Genomic DNA, 21,367 nt, shown 5'->3' with positions numbered 1-21,367 from the left:
GTAACTGAGCCAATTCTACGGGGCATTGTACTAAAGATAAGTAGAATTAAACGAATCGTAATCTTATTATAAGGAAGTTTACATATGAAAAAGAATGTAAATCGCTCGATAGTGGTAACCAAAATTCTTTTTACATTATTTGTAGTGTCTATATTTCTTATTCCTTTCGGGGGCATTTATCTTATGAATAATGGCAATCCTTATACACACTATATTCTGAATAAAAATTTGCCACCTTATCTGGAACAAAGAGGGTACAGTGATGAAGATATTATTGAGCAACTTGCGGTTGAACCGAAGGACATTATTAACAAGGATTTTTATCACGCCCGTTATATGGTGACTTTTAAAGATGAGCCTAATTTGACATATTATTATGGTATTAAGAAAAAAGGTAAATTGATAAAGCAATTTTGTGAAAAGGATGATTTAGTGGACGGAGTAACAACAATAAATACAGAACAAACAAAGCAAAGCGAAGATAAATGTGTAAGTATGTATACGAATAGATGACTAATTAACCTTCTATATTGTCTGATATTGAATAGAAATTCACTATTTAATCGTTTATTTTAGATTGTTCCATTTAACTCTTTGTCAAAACAGTTTTATTCTGGATAATATCAGCAACTGCCCATCCAACTAAAATAGCACCAATCAAGCAAGGGAAGACAACTGTTATATAGTTAGGGTAAGGAACCAACATCACATATGCCGAGCTACTTAGACCAAAAATAGTTTACACTTCCAGAAATTCCAATTTTCATTTTAACTACCTTTAAATTGAAGCGAAATGAAGACCATTAAAGAATATTAAATCAAGTTAATTCTATTACCAACAATAAGAACCCCTTAGCTTAAAAAAGGGACAGTATGCCTGTGATGAGTAACCAAGTTTGAGTGCCATTACACTTAAACTAACAGGGGCGTTGATCCAAGGAGAAGGATTAATGCCTTTTTGTGTTGAATTTCTTATGGAACAAACGGGGCAGATTAGTTTAAGTACATTTTTTCACAATTTTACTGTTTTCCTACAAAAAAGAGGAGACTATTTTTGATAGATAGATCCTCTTTTAAAATTCTAAATAATTAATCACCACTGTTGCTCATTCGTTCTTTCTTTACATTTACTAGCATTAAAGCACAGACTATTATTGCTGCAACATATAAAAAGATAGAGACAATTGGTTTATGTAATAAACTAATATCATTTGAATGAAAAGTATACAAATAAATAAGGGCTAAAAATATAAAAGGTGACAATATTTTTTTCATTTATTCACCTCACCTCCTTTCCTTTATTATACATATTTAATAATTTTTAAATGATCTTTTATATTATTTATTTTTATCAATGGAAGTAAAGGGGCAGGTTAGCGGAAGAAGGAAATCACTTATTTAATGTCGAATTTAGAAAAGTTATATAAAGAATAATGGAGATGGATTGAACAGAAAAATATTCCGAACAGGTTAGTAAAATTAATCCATAAAAATATAGGTCAACAACAAAATAGTGAAAGTGTGAATAGGTATGTATTTATTTGTCATCTTTATAGCAGTTATCGCTGGTATCATCTCAATACTTCATATTCTATTTGGAATTGGGGAGCTTAGTGAGGGAATGAGAATATTTGTTAGTCTATCAAATGCATCGTTCTTCGCCTCATTATTATTCTTAGTTTCAAAAACTAATCCAAAGAATTGAGGAATACATTTATATTACTCAGTTTGTTAAGATAATGATCTTAAACAAATAGAGGTCTTAATGATATCAAGGGCTTAACCTACCTCTTTTTGTTATTTCACAAACGGGGCAGGTTAGCGAGAAGGATTTTAGTCCTTTAATTTCATAATAAGGTAGTGAATCAAATGAGAATAATCTAAGAATTACTTCGTATAACAGTTATATATTTTATTTTAGGTGCCTTATTAGGAGGTTTGGTGAAATTAGTCTATTCAGGTCTAGGAATAGATGTAGATAACACCGCAGGAGGTTGGTTTATAGGATTAGCAATTATTCTCTCACTCTTCGTACTTTATAGAAATAAACTTCAATTTTCTGGGTTTTACAAAGGGAAGGGAATGACGAAACTTCCTAGGAAAGTAAGTGTTTTTCTAATTACTTGTGTAGTGATAATGCTCATTATTGCACCGTTCTTGAGTTAAAAGTTGTGATTGCGTGATAAGAGCAGTCGTTTTTACTAACGGGGCAGGTTAGTTTAAATAACAACAAAAAACGGAGGAGAGAAATTTGTCAAAGACGAGTATCGCAAATGTATTGAGTAGTTTAAAAGCTAGGTTGAGTGATACAAACTTGCTAACTGTTCAATCTAGTGATGGGCATCTTTTCGATATGAGTTTTGAATTTAATGCCCCAGTTGATGAAGATGCCATAAATTCATATGAGAATTTACCTGAAGACTATAAAAGTTTTCTCCGCCTACACAATGGAGCAAACTTTTTCTCTTGGGATTACGGAACTTTATTTTACATATATTCTTTAGAAGAATCGTTATCAATATTAGAAAAGGTAAAAACAGGTGACTATGTGCCGATGGAATATAAAGACGATTGGTATCCAATTGGGTATGTTCAAGATATAGGTGGACTTTACATCGATCTTTCGTCAGATAGGAATTACTTGATTTTAATGGGAATACCTGTATACGGCTTGCTTTGTGATTTTCCCACTTGGTTGGATCGGATGGTAAGAGTAAATGGAGAAAGGTATTGGGAATGGGCAAGCAAAGAGTGGTAATCTCTTTGTGACTTTTCTTTTACAGCTAAGGGGGCAGGTTAACGGAAGAAGGATATGTACATATCATAGGGAATAATTAATATATGTATGAAATAACTTTTGTATTAGAAGATAAAATTTTGTGTGTTGAGTGAGTGATTGTAAGATACTTGAATTTTTGATAAGGGAGGTTTAAAAATGCCAGTAATTCTAACGAGTATTTTTTCAGCTATAATAATTTTTATGACTGTTTTTTCTATGATTAAAGTATTAAGTATAGCCTATAAAGGAAAAGATATTTCAATTTTAAAATATAGAGTTTTTGCAACTTCTTTTATAGTAGTAGGTATGTTAGTTGCTTCACTTTTACCTTTTGGTTATCAAAAAATATACGAAATAAACCTCTAATTATTTATTTATATAGCAATTATTTAATTTGTAAAATAACACACTTAAACAAACGGGGCCATTACTCCAAAATCAAGGGCTGTGATCAGCTCTTTTTTGTTATGCAGCTAAAGGGGCAGGTTAGATAAAGAAGGAATTTGAATATATCTTCTCGAATATAATTCTCTGATTATTTAAAGGAGGGTTGTTAATGGAGAATGCATTTTTCTATTTCAATATGTTAAAGAAAATTATTTCTACTTTTTTTCAAAATGGCATTTGGGTAGTGGGTTTCTTTTACCTTTTGATTAAGACATTTCAAAGCAATAAACTTAAAATTTTTTCAGTATATGTTATAGGCATTGTTATGACTTTATTGCTTATTTACTCAATAATGGTAAGTACATAAACATTATTCTTGTTCAACTATAATAGGGCATTACTTCTATATCTAAGGCTGTGTATCAGCCCTTTTTTGTTATTCCACAAACGGGGCAGGTTAGCGGAAGAAGGATTGAAAAGAAAAAATTAATTTGTCTAAGGGGTTTATAGATTTCTTTTAAGTGCGTCTCAGAAATCTAATTTAATTACGGTTAGCTATTTGCGTGAAGTGTAAAAAAGCCGCCTCAAAAAGGAGTCGGCTGTATACTTATTTTCTTTAATATGCTTTTTCATTAACATTGAATTCATTGGCAAGAATTGAATAAAATTGCGTATCTCGAAATTCGCCTTTAATAAATTCATTTTTTCGTAATGTACCTTCATATTTCATACCTAATTTCAGCATTACTTTTTGTGAACCAATGTTATCAGTGTCGCATCTACCTTCTATCCGATTAGCTGATAACTCAGTAAAACCATACTCAACGATTTTGCCTAACGCTTCTGTCACAATCCCTTTACCCCAATATTTTTCCGATAAAAAATATCCAACTTCAATACTTTTATGTTTATTACTCCAATCAATGATAGCAACAACTCCAATGACTTTGTTTGTTTCTTTCCAAACAATACCCCATTCACCTGTTTCACCGTTAACATAACCATTCATAACAGCTTCTAAAAAATGAAGTGTTTCTTCTATCGTTTTATTGGTTTCCCAAGTCATAGGTCCCGCAACATTCGGGTTGGAACAGAATTCATATACATCAGCCAAGTCATCGTAAGATAACTTCCTTAGAATTAAACGTCCAGTCTCAAAATCAGGCATATTCTTTAAACGACTTTCAAATCTCATATTTCATCCCCAAAGTAACAATTCACTTCTAATGTTACCATAAAATGGTTATATAACCCTTTTTATATTTGCAACAATCTTTACGAAAACAGCCCTAAGAAAAAACCAGTAAGTATATTAAAAGTTGTTCAACTATCAGGGGCAATAGCATAAGATCAGGCTGTCAAATTGACAGTCTTTTCTTATGCGGCTAAGGGCAGGTTAGTTGAAATATAGAAACAGAAGGAGAGGTAGTATTGTTATTTGAGGGTTAAAATATTAAATCCGAAAAGGTTTATTTTGGTAATCGTAGAATTTATTTAAGAGATTGTTATAGAAGGGGGAAGTTTCTTTGGTTGATAACAAAGTTTTATCTCAAACTTTTTTGGCCTTTGCCGAAAGGGAATGTAAAGGATCAAGTCCATTATACGAATTGTTATCCATAAATATTTCTAAGGATTATGAACTTCTTGAAATTTGTAGTAATGCAGGAGAGGGGCAACCTATTCCAAACCTGTTATTCGGTGCAGTACATTATCTTTTACTAAAAGGTAAGGACCACCCATTAAAAGAATTTTACCCAAGTATAGTTAGTAATCCAAAGTCATATAAGGGATCGTATAAATTCTTTAAGGATTTTTGCTTTAAACATCGGAGTGAAATTGAGTCAATTCTCAAGACTAGACTTGTCCAAACGAATGAAGTACGAAGATGTGCATATCTTTATCCTGTTTTTTGTACTATTTATGAGATAGTGAAGAAACCACTAACACTTATTGAAATTGGAACTAGTGCAGGATTACAGCTTCTTTGGGACCAATATTCATACTCATACGGGGAAAATAACATATATGGCAGTATTGATTCCAGGCTTAATATTACTGCACAAATAAAAGGAGAAAATACTCCGATTCTCCATTCGACACCGCCGCCAGTATCGGCAAGGCTTGGTATAGATTTAAATACAATTAATTTAAATGATGAAGATGAGAAATTGTGGCTTAAATCCTTAATATGGACAGAACATAAAGAGAGATTGTTTATGTTTGAAGAAGCTACAAGTTATATTAAAGAAGTTCCAGTGAGTTTATATGATGGTGAAGGGATCAGTATGTTACCTAAATTTGTTGATAACACTTCAGAAGACAGCGTGATTTGTATTTTTCATACTCACGTTGCTAACCAGATACCTTTAGAAAGGAAAAAACAACTGTTGCAAATTGTTGAAGGTATTGGTAGGAATAGGGACGTATTTCATATCTACAATAACATTCAAGATAGGTACTTGCATCTTGATTATTATTTGGATGGTGTTGAGAGTAAAAATACTATAGCTAAAACAGATGGACACGGTAGATGGTTTGAATGGTTTTTGAAAAGCCAAATGCCAATTCAGTAAACCCTAATATCAAAGGCTGTATGATCAGCTCTTTTTTTGTTATGCAGCTAAAGGGGCAGGTTAGCGGAAGAAGAAAATTGAATTTTTAAATTGTTAAGTGTATTATTAACCATTAGCTTTTTAGGAAATGAGTTGGAATTATGAATGGATTTACTATTACAGGCAAGCGAGGAATAATCCGGATTGAACTCCAAAATGCAAGTGGTTTTCCTAAAGACACAAGCCATTTTGGTGGCTATGAAGCTGAGGGTATCATTGAAATTAAGAGTGGAAATTATTATATTTTAGGTGAACTGTGGTTTACAACTGGTGATGTATATGATTTTTATAAGCAATTAGATAAGTGCTATCGTGAACTTAACGGGATCGCTGTTTTTTCAAACTACGAAAATTCTTTGGAATTAGAGGTCGTATTTAACCGCTTAGGCCAAGTTGTTATACAGGGTTCCTTTAAAGAAAAAGCATATGTGGAAAATGAACTACAATTTGAAATAGAAAGTGACCAAAGTTTTTTAACCTCAACATTAGAGGAATTAAGAAAATTTGTAGACCATTATGGTGATTCAAAAGGAGTAAAAATATAAGGTTTTTTCCTACTAATGGCTGCGTTGTTCCTAAGAAGGATTGATGCCTTTTCTGTTGTACTCCTTGTTGTAGAAACGGGGCAGAATAGTTCTGTAAATCGCCTAAATGAATATAACTATAATAAGGTATATAGGATTTTTCCGAATGAACTAAACCAAATACTAATGTAGGATGATATGCGATTGTAATGAACACATATTTAGACTGAAAGGAGGTTCATATTTGTGACACAAACACCAAGAGCTGCTCCTGGTGCTGCAGTACGGGGAACGGCATCTGGTGTATTTTTTATGGCTTTCTTTGGTACTCTTTGGGCATACACAGGAATTATGGGATTACACGGCTGGGGAGTTCGATTATTGTTAGTTGTTGCTGTTACCGTAGGGATAGTGCTGTTTATCGGCGGTGTTTCATTAATGCGCGCATCGCGAGAATTGACAAATCAGGTTTCAAAAGCAGACTTAAGGCGTGGGAAGCGTACAAGGTTTTGGTTCAACATTATTTTTGCGGCAGAGGGTTTGGCTATAGCAATTACGATTGCTGTCAGTAACGCTACTAGTCACTCTGAACTTATACCTGTCGTTATCGCTATTATTGTCGGTGTTCATTTTCTCCCATTGGCCCCTCTTTTCCAAGTCAGACTCTATTATTTTACAGGTACACTCCTTTGTTTACTTGCTATTATTACATTGCTGTTTGTACCTGAGAAAGTCACACTGGGGGAACATCAGATCAATGCGTTTATGTCTGTAGTGGGATTTGGCTCTGCCTTAATCTTATGGGGAACTGGTGTTGCAATATGGCTAATGGGTAGAAGATTGCTAGGTATCGTCCCAAAATAAATAACACAATTATACAATAAAATAAAAATAGAGTAACTACTTATTCAACTAAAAGGGGCTTTAGTTCAATAACGATGATAGCGAAAAAACTGTCTTTAATACAATTTTTACTAATTAAGTCTATTTTTTAAACCATCGATTTTATGAATGGTGATATGAAAAAGCTGGAAGCTGTGGAGGCGACGCAATCCAGGGGTATTCTGTTTGCATGGGCAGGATTAATGATGCTCTTATCCAGAGCTTCTGCTTCCAACCCAGCCTGAAATGGCATAATAATTATCATGATTGAAATGACTTTACATAGCTTTAACACTGTTAAGAAGAAAGATAAAGTTATTTTTGAAAAAGAATAATATAGCTTTACAAGACTGATTATTATTCATTCTTAAAATGTTGATTCCGCTAAAAATGACATTTTTTCTTCTTTATCAGCTTAGTAAGACTTTCTTCTTGGTGTTTTAACAAAAAATTCTGATAAATATCTTGCTTCGCACTTAGGATGCATTGTATTATGGGAAAGATAGTTTGATTACACATATATCTTTATACCTACTCATCTGACAACTATACTATATCCTCTCCTCGGTTTAACACATATATTATTGTTTACTCCGCATCTGAATTTTTCTCTTGAATTTCACATATAAGATTCGTCGTTGAATGACCGAATAGAAAGATTTCTTTACGTATTTATATATTGGAAGGAGTATTGTGATAACATGAACTACGCGATTTTTAAAGACTATGAGGAAATGTCAACGTCGGCTGCAGAAATCATCATACAGGAAGTCAATGATAATCCACGTCTTTTTATAGGTCTCCCAGCCGAAAACAGTCTTAAACGAGTATTGGAAATATTGACAGATCAATACCAGCTAGGCATGGTTGATTTCTCAAAGTGCCGGTTTGCCGTTATGTATGAATGGTTGGGAAGAAGTTCTTATGAAGAAGGCAGTTGCAGCCAGTTTCTAAATAATAAGTTTTTTTCCAAAGTCAATGTCAAACAGACTCAGTTGGTTTTTTTTGATGGGAAATCTAAGAAGCCTTATAAGGAATGCAAGAGAATCGATAATGATATCATTAGTTATGGTGGATTGGATTTAGTCCTACTGGGAATAGGTGCAGATTCTAAAATAGAGTTTAATGTACCTAGGAGTTCTTATTCTTGTTATTCGCATGTTCGTCGTATAGGCAGTAAGGACTATTATCGACAGCCTGCTTTTAAGGAGTTTCCTGCTGCGTATTTAGTAGGGCATAAACATATATTAGGGGCCAAAGAAGTTATTGTGTTAGCAAATGGTTTACACAAAGCCCAGTTGATTCGGAAAACATTAAAAGAGAATATACACATACATACACAAAAGAAAGCGCTGCATCGTAACACAACCTATTTATTAGATCAGGAGGCTTATTACGTGTTTTTTAAGCAGACGAATAATGATTAAAACATGTACTTAATTGAATCATTACAGCAAACAAAAAAATCAGTGCAAATGTACCTATATTAATCCTTTATATATTGTTAATATATGGGTAACACCTGGTACCGGCTTCAAATTAATCCCAATGGAGGAGATAAGATGAAGAGAGAAGTGCAAGTTATACCATATCATATTGATGAAAAAATTGATGCGGTAAATGAGGTGCCAAAGGGGATTGAAATAATTGATGCTCCGGAAATTTGGAGTATAACGAAGGGTGAAGGAGTGACTGTTGCGATATTGGATACGGGTTGTGACTTAAACCACCCTGATCTGAAGGACCAAATTATTGGCGGTCGGAATTTTACGACAGATGATGCCAGTGATCAAAACCAGTTTCAGGATTATAACGGTCACGGTACACATGTCGCAGGAACAATTGCAGCAACGCAAAATAATATTGGCGTAGTAGGAGTTGCACCAGCTGCCAAGCTGCTTATTTTAAAAGTGCTGGATAAGGAAGGTTCCGGGCAATATGAATGGATTGTTAATGGAATTCTTTATGCCATAGAGCAAAAGGTAGATGTCATATCTATGTCTCTTGGAGGACCTGAAGATGTACCAGAGTTGCATGAAGCCATTAAGAACGCAGTAAAGAATGATATTTTAGTTGTTTGTGCCGCCGGCAATGAGGGGGATGGAAATGATCAAACAGATGAGTATGGCTATCCAGCTGCATATAATGAAGTCATCAGTGTTGGAGCGATTGATCTTAATCATCGTTCATCCCAGTTCTCTAATTCCAATAAAGAAATCGATTTAGTAGCGCCGGGTGAAAAAATTCTTTCTACTTATTTGGATGGAAAATATGCAAGCTTGAGTGGTACATCCATGGCCACGCCCCATGTTGCAGGAGCGTTAGCCCTTATTAAGATTATGGCTAATACCAGCTTCGAACGGAAGTTAAGTGAGCCGGAGTTATATGCACAATTAATAAAAAGGACAATTCCGCTAGGAAACTCTCCGAAATTAGAGGGGAATGGTTTATTATATTTGACTGCCCCCGATTACTTAACAGAGTTAATTAATAAACTGTCACTACGTGATGCAATTGATATGTAGTTAGACGATTACCATGTTTTTATAAGACAGTTCTAATTTATCAAAAAGATATTATTGAAAGTATAGCGATAGATTGGGAAAGGTATTCCTGGTTGAATCAAGGGTAAGTATCTTGATATATATATAAGAATACAATTAGTTAAAAAGGACTGTTACACTGTTGGGGTTAGCCAGTGTGACAGTCCTTTTAATTATATATCTAATTATGGTTACGATTCCAATCCGTTTCAATAATGCCGATTTACATGGTGTGTATGTAATGTACGCCATCCTCGGTGAGTCAACGCCCCGATAAAGGAAATAAAAAGCAGAGCACCAGTCCAGATTTTAAATTTATCAGGAAGAAAGTTAAAAACTGAAAATGTAAAGTTTCCCACATCCAGGATAAAGGACAGGATTAACACAAAGAAACCAATTATTAATATCTCTTTCATTAGATGAATTAGCTTAACTTGATTTTGGTCCCAGCGAATAAGAAAAATAGCAATCGCTAATCCGCCAAATAAATTCCAATCCATTGTATCCACTCCTTTTATGTAGGTTCTTCTCTACTGACTAATGTTTAAGGAGAAAAGATAAGATAAGCCTTCCTTTAATGAATGTCTGTAAGATTTAAAATATGGTTATATCCAATAAATGGATAATGATATATTTATTATAATGGCAGACGAACTGCAAAGGCAATAAATATTTATAGGCAGGAATACGCATCTGAATGTAGAAATGTTATGAAGAGGGGAATTATGAATGTCAAGGGAGTGGCAAAATGGATTATAAGAATCTTTATTTTTCAGACGGTTTTTTTTCATCGGGTCAAAAAAATATTTATACAGAAGATGAACAGATTGTTGGTAAATTAGATTTGAAAAGTGCTTTCACTTCAACAATTGATGTATTAGATTTGAAGGGCAATATTTTGATAAGTGGTAAATTTCCTCTTTTTAGTAATAGGTGGATTATTACAAACCAAGAAGGAGATGAACTTGGTTTTGTCCGTGCCAGATTTAGTTTTTTTGCTAAAAAATACGAATATACAGCTCATAATAGAGGGATATTCCGCATAGATTCTGAAACCTTCTCCCAAAGATATGAAATCCTCAATGAAAACAGAAAGCAAGTAGGCAGATTTCAAAAAGTGAGTGCCATCTTATCCCATCCTGCTTATGAATTATCCCAAGTATCCGAAGATATTAAAATAGTTGAAATGATCGCTGTCGTAATGGGTGTAAATGCTATCAAAAAAAGAAGTCATTCTGCAGCGAAAAGTACAGTGTAGATGAATAATATACATTTAATCATTACAGCAAAAATGGAATCGTCCTTCTAATGGCATAAAAGTGGCTCATTACCAAAATTGATCGAATGAAATAATAATTGAAATACCTCCAATAAGCAGTTGGCTAATAAAGTTAACAAGACCATGATAGGTTTTCAATAAATCTAATTGAATGATTTTTACAAGAAGCATCATCGTTATAAGAGGGCAGAGGAAGCATGCGAGTTTGGAAAAAGAAAATGACCAATCCTGAAGTGTCGACTCTGTTAAGAGGGGCAACAGGATAAATAAATTAAGGGCGGTGATTCCATATAAGGTCTTCATACTTACCATTAGGGACCTCCGTTAATTTGTTCTAATCCTTAATAGTATATTAGGTATTTTTAAAAAAAGTAGTTGTATTTTATTCGAATCATCAGGACACTTTTATGGCATACAAAAATCATTATACAAACATTATGAGACTGGAATGAACCCTGGGAGTAATATAGGGGTTCATTCTGGTTTTTTATATTTTTGTCAAGATGGGATTATATGCCATATATTTATTCTTATAGAATATTCACATCTAATGATAATTGATCGGTAAGTGCCTTTATACGAAATATTGAACACATTAGGCTAAAAGAGGGGTTTTAAATTTTACGGTTGTTAAAGTGTTTGTTAAAATTTATTTAGCAGGACTTATGATATATAGGAGGAATAGAATGGATAAAACCATAGACAAAGCTGCTTTGATTAGGGGTTACATTGAGGAAAATCGTCAATCCTTCAGCGATATGCTATTATCTGAAGCGGTAAACGTCAGGAGCAAAATTGAGGAAATTTTACTGGTTGGCAATATAGATTTGTTGAATAATGCCCAGAAACTGGTTATATATGTCATTGACGATCAGAAGAAAGAAGTCATTGATTTTGCTAAACAAGAAGGTATTGCGTGGGCTACTCATGCTATTACGTTAAATTTTAAATTAGAATGGGTACAGGCAATAAGAAGAACATTATGGAAGATTATCTATCAGTTTGTTCATGAATCTAATGAATCTTTTGGTCTGGAAGATTTTTTTATTTTGGAAAAACGGATCAATAATCAAATTGATAGCTTTTTAAATACCTTTTTCATCAGCTATTCCAATTTTAAAGATTTATTGATTGAGAAACAGACTAAAATTGTTGAAAATTTATCGGTTCCGATTATTCCGATTACACCGACAATTTGTATCTTACCTATGATTGGTGTATGGGATGATAATAGGTCAGAAATTATAGAAAAGAAAGCTTTACAGGCAGTTGGGGAAAATCATATCCAAACATTAATCATTGATTTATCAGCTATAGCCGAAATGGACCCTTATGTTATAGAACAATTAATGAAATTAATCGAAGGGACAGCTATGATGGGGTGTGAATCAGTAATCACAGGACTTCGACCTGAAATTGTACAGCAAATAATCCATTTGGGTATTAATTTTGAGAATAAAGCTACTACAATTGGCAGTCTCCAACAGGCTATCAAAAAATATTTTTAATAGATAAAAAAATAGAAGAGATTGACAGACTGTAGACAAAAGGAATTCAGATTGGCCCAGTAGTGGTCCTGTTACTGAATTCCTTCTTTGTATTTTGCCTTTTCAGGAGAATCGACTTATCCTTATCTTTATTTAGTCCATTTTTGAACTTTCCCAAGTCCAATTGGCTCTTATTCTAATCGGTTTGACGAAGATGTTCAGCTTCTTCCATATAATCTTCCCACACATCTAATGTAATCATCTCTAGCTGTTCACGATTCATTTGCATATGTTTGGTTAACATCCTCATCACCTTGGTAAATAACAGCTACCTATGTATACGAAAAAACACGGAGAATTTCTTCCTTAAACTGAGGAAACGCCCCTAAAACGCCGGATTCAATTTACTGCAGAATGGAAGAAACTCCTGCGGGAAGAACAAGCCTACCCCGAGACCCCGCAGCGCAAAGTACGAGGAGGCTTGATACTTGCCCGCGGAAAGCAAGGCCATTCGGCAGAAAATAACGTAATCGGATAGGTGAGAAAAGCGAAAACAAAAAACTGTAGACAAGGCCCTCTAAAATAAGGACTTTGTCTACAGTCTGACAGGCTCTCTTTAAATAGAAGAGCCCTTATTATATTATACTAGGTTAAATAAATAATAATAAACTGATTGCCATTAATGCCATTCCGGCAATTAAGCCATATATGGCATGATGACCTTCATCATACTTTTTAGCAGCAGGCAATAATTCATCCAATGAAATGAACACCATAATCCCAGCTACTGCTGAAAAGATAATTCCAAAAACCAGATCATTTAAAAATGGCATCAATAGTAAATAGGCTACCAAAGCACCAACTGGTTCTGCCAAGCCGGATAAAAAGGATAGTTTAAAGGCTTTTCGTTTATCTCCTGTCGCAAAATATACAGGTACGGCTACAGCGATGCCTTCCGGAATATTATGAATGGCAATAGCTACTGCAATGGCAATACCCAAGCCAGGGTCCTGTATCGCTGATGTGAACGTAGCAATACCCTCTGGAAAGTTGTGAATACCAATCGCCAAAGCTGTAAATGTACCCATCTTCATAAGCTCATCACTGTGTATTTCATTAAGTGGCTTATTCATATCTTCCACTTTTTTGGGTTCGTGGGGATTTCCCTGCTTTGGGATGAAACGGTCAATTAATGCGATAAGTAAGATACCGCCAAAAAAACCAACCACAGTCATTGTATAGCCTTTTTCATAACCCATAGCACTTACAAGAGAATCTTTTGCTTTTACAAAAATTTCAACCATTGAAACATAAATCATGACTCCAGCAGAAAAGCCCAGTGAGACGGATAAAAACATCTTATTGGTACGGGATGTTAATAGAGCAATTAAACTCCCGATTCCTGTTGCTAATCCAGCCAGGAGTGTTAATGAAAAGGCAAATAAAACACTTTGATCCATATGTGAAAACCTCTCTAATTCGTAATAACTTAACCATAGTGTACCTTTATATAAAGAAAAATCAAAATTATAACTATCTATTTCATAATCATATACTCTAATAAATATATTCGTCAAAAGAATATTAGGTAAGTTAATAATTGTGTTTTCTGTCATAATATGGTTATTATTAAATATTATTCCGATTATTTATCATATAGTAAAAATATGGGGGATGAGGTATGGGAACATCTGAAATCGAACTGTCAATGTACTCAGATAAATATATAGATAGCTTGATGGACTATAAGCTTCCACCTGAACAATATCAATTTACATAAAATTATAAGTTTCAAAAAAAGGGATATGCCAAACAAGCATTAGCTCATTTAGCCGACTTTATAAAAGATCAATTTAATGAAATGGATGAAGTAATTCTGGCTGTGAATATGAGAAATATCTCCGCTCAATCTTTATATAAAGCCAGTGGTTTTAAGGATCTGGGTAATAGGAGAATGGGGAAAAAAGGGGAACAAATGGTCCTTCACCTGGAGATTTGAAGGGATTAGGAAATGGGGGGAGTAAAGTGGATTTTGTAGAATTAGAGACTAATCGGTTGGAATTGGTAAAATTAAATAAATCACATTTAAATGAGTATTATTCAATTATGTCTAAACAAGAAGTTATGGAGTATTATGGCATGGAGCCTTTAACCAAAAAGAAAGACGCTGCCCTGATTATGGACTCTTTGGAAAAAGGATGGTCGCTGGGACAATCCATAAGGTGGGGCATTACTTTAAAAGATTCCGGTCGATTAATCGGTACGGTTGGTTTGAACAATCTAAGTTTAAAAAGCAAACGTGCTGAGGTCGGCTATGAGCTTCATCCAGATTATTGGAGGGCAGGGTATGCAAGAGAAGCTGTAATAACAGTATTGGATTTTTCCTTTTGTCAACTTGGGCTATACCGTATAGGAGCGATTACTTTTCCCGCAAATACAGCTTCCAATCAACTGTTGTTAAAAATAGGTTTTACGTTAGAAGGAACGTTGCGAGGATATTTATACCAAAGAAATCAATCTCATGATGCCTATATATTTTCAGTGACTCGCCCGGAATGGGAAGCTTAAAGTTTCCATCTCCTTGAAGCACTTATCTAACATATGTCCATTGCTTATAGATTCTTTTCTGCAAACTTAATCAAAAGAGAAGGAGAAAAAATGGTGGTAATGTTAGTGTATATGACTGGTTTTCATTCAATTTCTCCCTTACTAAATAAAGAGTTGGAAGACTCAGTATAAACGTTTTGAAAGATGAGATAACTGTTACTATTTCATTTAGCTCTCCTACTGACTTTGCAGGGGATATTGATTTTTTTATGTTCAATCCTTAAACAACACTGAGAATAATTGATTAACAGGTAGGTATTGATTTTAAAGATCCAAGTGGAATAGACAAACGCAATGATATCAATTTATGTGTTTTTGTTCAAAATGATAAAGTTGTAAAGTGCAAGGAGCTATGCACATTATTCATTAGAAGAAGCTAATCTGACTATGCAAAGAGAAGAATAAATGAAAATAACGGAACTTCATGAACTAGTCCCGTTATTTTTTAAATGAAAGGATTTCGTTAAAATCCAAACATCATCTTAGTTATTTTTCGCTTTCTTTTACGCGTTGTTTGAAGGGTTTCCAACGCGAGCGGTTTGGTCACTGCAGGCGGTTTTTTTGTTTTGCTCAATTGAGTTTCAAGATGATCGATTCGTGTTGTCAGTTCATTAACAAGCGTCAGTAAATCTTCAAGTTCATTTCGATGTTGCAGCAACTGAACAGATGCAACACCATCCGCTTTTTTATACAAGTTCAATTCGAGCTCAATCACTTTTAATTTCAGCTGTTCAAATTCTTCATTATTAGGATGCGGGATTGTATCAAGAGAATACAATTGGTCTTGGTTATGATAGTGTTCCAATTGGCCGAATTCTTCTTTTGTAAATATAAAATGTCCTTTAGAATTTCTGGCTGGATCAATAGAAAGCTGTTTAACCCATCTTTTAATGGTACTGGATGATACGCCTAAGGATTTAGCTACTTCGTTCGTGTTCACCTTGCCACCCCATTTAGTTTTATTTCTTGCGTCGGAAACTCCACCATTTTTTTTCTGTTGGAACTACTTCTTTTTCCTTCAATGTCGGTTTATCTTGTTTATTTTTTGTGGCTTTTACTTTTGTTTGGTCCTTAGTTGTTTTCTTTTTAGGAGCTTTGAATTTTACGGTTTTAGGTTTTTCTAGTTCTTTCGTTGGAGCAGCATCACGGAAGCTCGTAACCAATTGTTGAAAAGCTTCTTCTCGTTGGCGAATGTCATTTCGATATTTTTCCAATTCATTATTCATCGTTTCGAAGTATTGCTCGCGATCCTGATAAATTGCCTCGGTCACACTTTTGATTTCTTGCTGTGCTTCGGTTACGGAGTCAGAGAGGTCTGAGAGTAAATCTCGATAGCCGTCTGCAGCGGCTTCAGATATCCTCTTGGAGAACGATTCAAAGGCTCCTTCCGAAGATCTCGCAATACTGGTAGTCAGTGCTCCGAAAGTTTCTGAAGTACGTTCCGATGCTTTTGAAACATTCAGAGATAGCTTCCGTAACTCCCCATTTGTTTTCAAGTTAGACCGCTGAATGGTTTTGGAAAGACCTTTAATGGTATCAATTGATCCTTGTGAAATCTCTTTTTTTACCTCTTCAATCATGAGATGCCGATTATTACGCATTTCAGAAGACATCTCTTTCATTAATCGATCTTTATATTCATCCATGGCTACAAGGAAATCTTCCATCCTTGGTTCAGCAGGTTTTTTTGCGACCGCCGGGGATGTTTCGATTGTTTCGGAGGGGGGGTCCGAAATGGGTTGTTTTTCCTGATTTAAATGTTTTTCAAGCATGTCTTTAATAATCTCCTTACTGAGATTCTTATCGCGCATTTCTTTAATTCTTTTTAAAATAGCAATTTCGACTTCAGTATAAAAACGGGCACCCTGTTTAGATCGCGGAATGATTAATACACCATTTAAATCCTTCTCCCATTGGCGGATTGTTCCGGCTGGTACATTAATTCTCCGTGAAACCTCTTTAATGGAATATGCTCGTAAAATTTGATTTTCTTTCATATTTAACAATCCCTTCCCTTTATCATTTGGGTATGTTTGTATCTCTGTATTACATGTATTCTTCACTGGTAATACACTTTTCCTGCTACATGACAAAAGCTATCAAAACAAGTTGAATTTCTTCAGAGTCCTTGTTTTTCTGTTACTTTCGTGAGTTTTACCTATCTAAAAACAGTGAATGCTGGGAAGGAATAAAGGTCATGACAATTAAATGCACGATAAAAGGGTGAACTGTATGAGGTCTAAGGTGGTTGAATGAAGGAATAGGGCGAAGTCTGTAGTTAAATTAAATCATTAGAAAATGGGGGAGGAGTTTTCGGAGCGAAAGCATATAAAAACCCTCGTGGTTTCCCAGAGGGTTTAACATTATGATTGTTCTTTTACAAAATTATAGACAGAATAAGCTAACATACCGATTCCGATAAAGAATACAAAGCCACCTAATAAAACCCCATTTGAGATGCTCTCCATAACAGGAGTGTTGGAATACACTTCAACTCCATTAGGCTTAACACTGCCAGATACTTTAAAATGACCTATAATTGCAAAAATAATTGAAAGAATAAATAAACCGTATGTTTTAAATTTCATAATAACCCCATCCTTTGTAGGAATTGTAAAACCGTTTAAATTGTTACAATTATCGTAACAGATTGTGTACGTTTTGTGAACAAAAAAAACTTAAAATTTTTTGGTGTTTATCATATACTATAAAAGTAGATTATTTAAGTGTTTACTTAATTATTTAAATATTTCTGACAAGGAGGAGAATGAGAAGTGGAACTGAAGTTAGTCTTGCCAATCATCGTCTTAGAATTATTGTTAAAAATTATTGCTTTATATGATTTAAATAAAAAGAATGCGGAAGAGGTAAAGGGTGAGAAACGAATTATCTGGGTATTCGTTATTCTGTTGTTCTCAACCATTGGTCCAGTCCTATATTTAGTTTTTGGAAAGAAAGCTCATATAGAGGAAGGAAGGTAAATGGATTGATTTCATGCAAAAATGTGACCAAAAAGTATAAGACAACAGATGCGTTAAAGGGAGTAAGTTTTGATGTGGAAGGTCACGGTTGTTATGGTTTTATCGGAAGAAACGGATCCGGCAAAACGACAACGATTCGAATCCTTGCAGGCTTGGCCAAGGCAACTTCCGGAGATGTCCATATTGCCGGTTATAATGTGAAAACTGAAACCAGAGAAATTCTTAAAATCACGGGTTATTTACCTCAGCAACCTGCTTTTTATGATTATATGACCGGGGAGGAATGGTTATATTTCACAGCAGACCTCTTTGGATTTACTGCTAAAGAACGGAAGTCTCGTACAGATGAATTGTTGCAGACATGTGGTTTATGGGAAGCTAGGAAAAGGAAAATCAGCGGGTACAGTGGTGGGATGAAACAAAGGTTGGGGTTGGCCCAGGCATTGCTGAACAACCCAAGGATTTTACTTTTAGATGAGCCCGTATCTGCACTTGACCCTGTTGGACGATATCAGGTTCTGCACATCCTAGAGGAACTAAAAAAGAATCATACCATTTTTATGTCCAGTCATATTCTTGATGATGTTGAAAAGATTGCAGATCATATTATCATATTGAATCAGGGACAAGTTGTGCATTCCTCATCAAAAGAAGAACTAATGAATCGATACGCTGATTTAATTATACGATTTACGATTATGAATCAGGTGCCAGACTTAAAAGAAAAACTAAACAACCAAACATGGGTTACGAATGTTGATGAAACATTATTATCCTATAAAGTGTATGTGAACGACTTTAAGCGGGCAAAAGAACAGATTCCTCAGATCATACATACGGCTGGTGGAATCATCACAGAGTATAAGGTCGAATCGCCATCCTTAGAGGATATCTTTATGAAGGTGGTGAACTAAAGATGCACACGTTCCTGACGATATTAAAAAAAGAATGGTTAGAACTTATGCGATCTTATAAATTGTTTATTATGCCTATTGCTTATGCCATTATCATGTTAAGTTTACCAATTGTGATGAAATTGCTACCTGATTTAATCGAGCAGGATTTACCTGAAGGGACGATTATAGAAATTCCTGAAAGTACCTCCACAGATATCCTAAATGGGATGTTCAGTAATTTTGAGCAAATGGGAATTATAGCTCTGATTCTCTTTGTAATGGGTGCAATTTCTTCTGAAAGAGAAAAAGGCGTTGCTGCCATGGTATTGTCCAAACCAATTACTCGTTTTACTTATTTTTCGGCAAAATGGACGATTTTTAATCTATTGAGTGTCGTTTCCTATATTATTGGATTGGTATTATCGTTATATTACACCCGTATTTTATTTGAAGGTACAATGGACTGGTCATCTATAATGAAAGGAAATAGTATTCTCCTGCTCATCTTGCTTTTATGTGTAACGATCACGTTATTCTATTCAGCTTTCTGTAAAAGTACATTGCTAGCAGGACTTCTTTCTTATGCCACTTACTTAGCCATTACAAAAGTAGGCGCCTTTTTGCCATCTAGTCTGGAGAATTATACACCTTCTAAACTGATTGAAGATGCAAATGATATGATGGTTGGAAAGCAAGAGAACCTGACAGCCTCTATCACAGGAACTACATTGATTATCATAATCCTGTTCGTACTTGGAAATAGGATGCTAAAACGCCAGGAAATATAATAGGAATGATCACACAGAATCCGAACAAGACAATAATCAACTAATCGTTCCTTCAAATATTGATATATCGATGAATTCATAGCAAAAATGAGTTAATTAGTCATAAAAATTCACTAGTCACAAAAATTATTTATAAAAGTATTGGGAAACCTTATTAATCAGGTTTCCCTTTTTTTGGTATTGAAAGAGACAATTTGTTCATTCATTTACAAATAAAATTAAATTTACTAAAAATTTACTAAATTTTGTTGACAAGATATTTTGGTAATAATAGAATAATAATGTAAACGCTACCAATATTAGGGGAGGGAGATAATAATGAAAAAATTTAAGTTTTTGATTTTTATTTTGATTTTAAGCTTGGTATTAAGTGGATGCAGCAGTAGTAGTTCTTCTAATTCCAAGGAAGGTAATAAAGAGGTTACTGCTTGGGCTTGGAATATTAATATACCAGTTTTAGAGAAAGCGGCAAAGGAGTTTGAAAAGGATCATCCTGGTTTCAAACTGAAGGTAGTAGAACTTGGACGTGAAGATGTTTATTCGAAATTAACTACAGGTCTTCAGGCTGGCGGGAAAGGTCTTCCGGATATTGTTCTCATGGAAGATGACCGGGTTCAAGGATATTTTGAGTCATTCCCCGAAGCATTTATGAATGTTTCTGAAAAAGGATTTGACGACCATGCAAGGCAATTCGCTACATATAAAATTGATTTACTAACGCAGGAAGATGGCAATGTTTATGGTTTTCCATTTGATGCAGGTCCGACAGGTGTGTTCTATAGAACGGATTATTTTGAAAAAGCAGGTATAAACCCGGATGAGATTAAGACTTGGGATGATTTAATTAAAGCGGGTACAGTGATAAAAGAAAAAGTTGGTGTTAACCTGCTTGGACTAGATTTAAATGGTGATGACGGTCTTTATCGTATGATTATGAACCAGCAAGGAACCTTGTATTTTAATGAAAAGGGTGAAATTGATTTCCTTTCTGAGGCTTCTAAGAATGCGATGAGTGTAATAAAGAAAATGAATGATGCTGATTTGATCAAAAACACAGTAGGATGGGATGCATGGATTAGCGCTATGGCTAATGGCGATGTAGCAATAGCTCCATCAGGTGCATGGCTTTCTGGTTCATTGACTCAGCAGGCTATTGATACTTCTGGTAAATGGGGAGTATTCCAATTGCCAGCTTTTGAAGAAGGTGGAAACCGTGCGGCTAATCTGGGAGGAAGTAACTATGTCATACTTGACAGCAGTGAGAAAAAAGATGAAGCATATGACTTCATGGAATACTTCTCTACTTCTGAAGATGCTCAGTTAGATGCAATGGCAGGAGGATTATTCCCTTCCTTGAACATAGTTTACGATAATGAAGTGTTTACTGCTGAAGATAAATTCTTCGCTAATCAATCAATCTGGAAATTGTTCGCTGATGAAATGAAAGATATTCCATCTGTAAACTATACAAACAATTATACCCTTGCGCAAGATGAGGCTGAAAAAGCCCAATCAGAAATATCTAATGGCACCAGCGTCGAAAAAGCACTTAAAGATGCAATGAGCCGTTTAGAGAACAGAATCAATAAATAGAAATACATT

Annotated in this window: 23 protein-coding genes and 1 pseudogene; 16 read left to right on the top strand and 8 right to left on the bottom strand. The window is 34.6% G+C overall.

The window, feature by feature from the left end; genetic code table 11:
• Nucleotides 1-84: 84 nt before the first annotated feature.
• On the top strand, nt 85-513 hold the full coding sequence (locus AC4G3K_RS05730) for a DUF3139 domain-containing protein (protein WP_491132749.1): 429 nt from the start codon (nt 85-87) through the stop codon (nt 511-513).
• A 576-nt stretch (nt 514-1,089) separates the two neighbouring features.
• Here the strand turns inward: AC4G3K_RS05730 and AC4G3K_RS05725 are convergent.
• A complete protein-coding gene (locus AC4G3K_RS05725; protein WP_491132748.1) occupies nt 1,090-1,275 on the bottom strand; it encodes a hypothetical protein in 186 nt (61 codons plus the stop codon).
• Between the two features lie 976 nt (nt 1,276-2,251).
• On the opposite strand from AC4G3K_RS05725, the gene AC4G3K_RS05720 reads away from it, so the two are divergent.
• Together AC4G3K_RS05720 and AC4G3K_RS05715 are read left to right on the top strand one after the other, a co-directional pair.
• Nucleotides 2,252-2,758 (top strand): SMI1/KNR4 family protein, encoded by a 507-nt coding sequence (locus AC4G3K_RS05720; RefSeq protein ID WP_491132747.1) that lies wholly within the window; start codon nt 2,252-2,254, stop codon nt 2,756-2,758.
• Between the two features lie 177 nt (nt 2,759-2,935).
• On the top strand, nt 2,936-3,145 hold the full coding sequence (locus AC4G3K_RS05715; protein ID WP_491132746.1) for a hypothetical protein: 210 nt from the start codon (nt 2,936-2,938) through the stop codon (nt 3,143-3,145).
• Between the two features lie 637 nt (nt 3,146-3,782).
• On the opposite strand, the gene AC4G3K_RS05710 is transcribed toward AC4G3K_RS05715, so the two are convergent.
• The gene (locus AC4G3K_RS05710) at nt 3,783-4,361 is read right to left on the bottom strand and encodes a GNAT family N-acetyltransferase (protein WP_491132745.1); all 579 of its coding nucleotides are present in this window, start codon (nt 4,359-4,361) and stop codon (nt 3,783-3,785) included.
• A 331-nt stretch (nt 4,362-4,692) separates the two neighbouring features.
• Between AC4G3K_RS05710 and AC4G3K_RS05705 the strand changes: the two genes are divergently transcribed.
• The 5 genes from AC4G3K_RS05705 (at nt 4,693) to AC4G3K_RS05685 (ending at nt 9,709) form a co-directional block, all read left to right on the top strand.
• The gene (locus AC4G3K_RS05705; RefSeq protein ID WP_491132744.1) at nt 4,693-5,739 is read left to right on the top strand and encodes a DUF2332 domain-containing protein; all 1,047 of its coding nucleotides are present in this window, start codon (nt 4,693-4,695) and stop codon (nt 5,737-5,739) included.
• Between the two features lie 140 nt (nt 5,740-5,879).
• Entirely contained in the window at nt 5,880-6,323 is a 444-nt protein-coding gene (locus AC4G3K_RS05700) for a WapI family immunity protein (protein ID WP_491132743.1), read from the top strand.
• Nucleotides 6,324-6,548: 225 nt separating this feature from the next.
• Entirely contained in the window at nt 6,549-7,166 is a 618-nt protein-coding gene (locus AC4G3K_RS05695; RefSeq protein WP_491076620.1) for a DUF7010 family protein, read from the top strand.
• Nucleotides 7,167-7,885: 719 nt separating this feature from the next.
• Entirely contained in the window at nt 7,886-8,611 is a 726-nt protein-coding gene (locus AC4G3K_RS05690; RefSeq protein ID WP_491077074.1) for a sugar phosphate isomerase family, read from the top strand.
• 135 nt (nt 8,612-8,746) lie between these two features.
• The gene (locus tag AC4G3K_RS05685; protein WP_491077075.1) at nt 8,747-9,709 is read left to right on the top strand and encodes a S8 family peptidase; all 963 of its coding nucleotides are present in this window, start codon (nt 8,747-8,749) and stop codon (nt 9,707-9,709) included.
• 227 nt (nt 9,710-9,936) lie between these two features.
• On the opposite strand, the gene AC4G3K_RS05680 is transcribed toward AC4G3K_RS05685, so the two are convergent.
• Nucleotides 9,937-10,227 (bottom strand): hypothetical protein, encoded by a 291-nt coding sequence (locus AC4G3K_RS05680; protein ID WP_491132742.1) that lies wholly within the window; start codon nt 10,225-10,227, stop codon nt 9,937-9,939.
• Between the two features lie 248 nt (nt 10,228-10,475).
• Between AC4G3K_RS05680 and AC4G3K_RS05675 the strand changes: the two genes are divergently transcribed.
• A complete protein-coding gene (locus AC4G3K_RS05675) occupies nt 10,476-10,985 on the top strand; it encodes an LURP-one-related family protein (RefSeq protein ID WP_491132741.1) in 510 nt (169 codons plus the stop codon).
• 69 nt (nt 10,986-11,054) lie between these two features.
• Here AC4G3K_RS05675 and AC4G3K_RS05670 read toward each other — a convergent pair whose 3' ends face one another.
• Nucleotides 11,055-11,318, bottom strand: coding sequence for a hypothetical protein (locus tag AC4G3K_RS05670; RefSeq protein WP_491132740.1), 264 nt, complete (start codon nt 11,316-11,318; stop codon nt 11,055-11,057).
• Nucleotides 11,319-11,692: 374 nt separating this feature from the next.
• On the opposite strand from AC4G3K_RS05670, the gene AC4G3K_RS05665 reads away from it, so the two are divergent.
• Nucleotides 11,693-12,514 (top strand): STAS domain-containing protein, encoded by an 822-nt coding sequence (locus AC4G3K_RS05665; RefSeq protein ID WP_491077078.1) that lies wholly within the window; start codon nt 11,693-11,695, stop codon nt 12,512-12,514.
• Between the two features lie 629 nt (nt 12,515-13,143).
• Here AC4G3K_RS05665 and zupT read toward each other — a convergent pair.
• The gene (gene zupT / locus AC4G3K_RS05660; protein ID WP_491132739.1) at nt 13,144-13,953 is read right to left on the bottom strand and encodes a zinc transporter ZupT; all 810 of its coding nucleotides are present in this window, start codon (nt 13,951-13,953) and stop codon (nt 13,144-13,146) included.
• A 341-nt stretch (nt 13,954-14,294) separates the two neighbouring features.
• Between zupT and AC4G3K_RS05655 the strand changes: the two are divergent.
• Together AC4G3K_RS05655 and AC4G3K_RS05650 are read left to right on the top strand one after the other, a co-directional pair.
• Nucleotides 14,295-14,492 (top strand): annotated as a pseudogene (locus AC4G3K_RS05655) (GNAT family N-acetyltransferase); the annotation flags it as partial.
• Nucleotides 14,493-14,518: 26 nt separating this feature from the next.
• Complete coding sequence (locus AC4G3K_RS05650) at nt 14,519-15,061, top strand: GNAT family N-acetyltransferase (RefSeq protein WP_491132738.1); 543 nt, start codon at nt 14,519-14,521, stop codon at nt 15,059-15,061.
• A gap of 502 nt (nt 15,062-15,563) precedes the next feature.
• Here the strand turns inward: AC4G3K_RS05650 and AC4G3K_RS05645 are convergent.
• From AC4G3K_RS05645 to AC4G3K_RS05635, 3 genes are all read right to left on the bottom strand, one after another.
• Entirely contained in the window at nt 15,564-16,040 is a 477-nt protein-coding gene (locus tag AC4G3K_RS05645) for a MerR family transcriptional regulator (protein ID WP_491077082.1), read from the bottom strand.
• A gap of 19 nt (nt 16,041-16,059) precedes the next feature.
• Nucleotides 16,060-17,097 carry a MerR family transcriptional regulator gene (locus AC4G3K_RS05640; protein WP_491132737.1) on the bottom strand — a complete coding sequence of 346 codons (1,038 nt, stop codon included), beginning with the start codon at nt 17,095-17,097 and terminating at the stop codon, nt 16,060-16,062.
• 366 nt (nt 17,098-17,463) lie between these two features.
• Nucleotides 17,464-17,688, bottom strand: a complete 225-nt coding sequence (locus AC4G3K_RS05635; RefSeq protein ID WP_491132736.1) for a hypothetical protein — start codon at nt 17,686-17,688, stop codon at nt 17,464-17,466.
• 186 nt (nt 17,689-17,874) lie between these two features.
• Between AC4G3K_RS05635 and AC4G3K_RS05630 the strand changes: the two genes are divergently transcribed.
• The 4 genes from AC4G3K_RS05630 to AC4G3K_RS05615 all read left to right on the top strand — a co-directional run bounded on the left by AC4G3K_RS05630 (nt 17,875) and on the right by AC4G3K_RS05615 (nt 21,358).
• Nucleotides 17,875-18,081 carry a PLD nuclease N-terminal domain-containing protein gene (locus tag AC4G3K_RS05630; protein ID WP_491132735.1) on the top strand — a complete coding sequence of 69 codons (207 nt, stop codon included), beginning with the start codon at nt 17,875-17,877 and terminating at the stop codon, nt 18,079-18,081.
• Nucleotides 18,082-18,086: 5 nt separating this feature from the next.
• A complete protein-coding gene (locus tag AC4G3K_RS05625) occupies nt 18,087-18,995 on the top strand; it encodes an ABC transporter ATP-binding protein (protein WP_491132734.1) in 909 nt (302 codons plus the stop codon).
• A 2-nt stretch (nt 18,996-18,997) separates the two neighbouring features.
• Entirely contained in the window at nt 18,998-19,765 is a 768-nt protein-coding gene (locus AC4G3K_RS05620) for an ABC transporter permease (protein ID WP_491132733.1), read from the top strand.
• A gap of 318 nt (nt 19,766-20,083) precedes the next feature.
• Complete coding sequence (locus AC4G3K_RS05615; RefSeq protein WP_491132732.1) at nt 20,084-21,358, top strand: ABC transporter substrate-binding protein; 1,275 nt, start codon at nt 20,084-20,086, stop codon at nt 21,356-21,358.
• Nucleotides 21,359-21,367: the final 9 nt, after the last annotated feature.

Source organism: Bacillus sp. z26, from assembly GCF_058313635.1.
The sequence above is the reverse complement of the archived record's forward strand: the minus strand, read 5'-3'. Positions and strand labels throughout refer to the sequence as shown.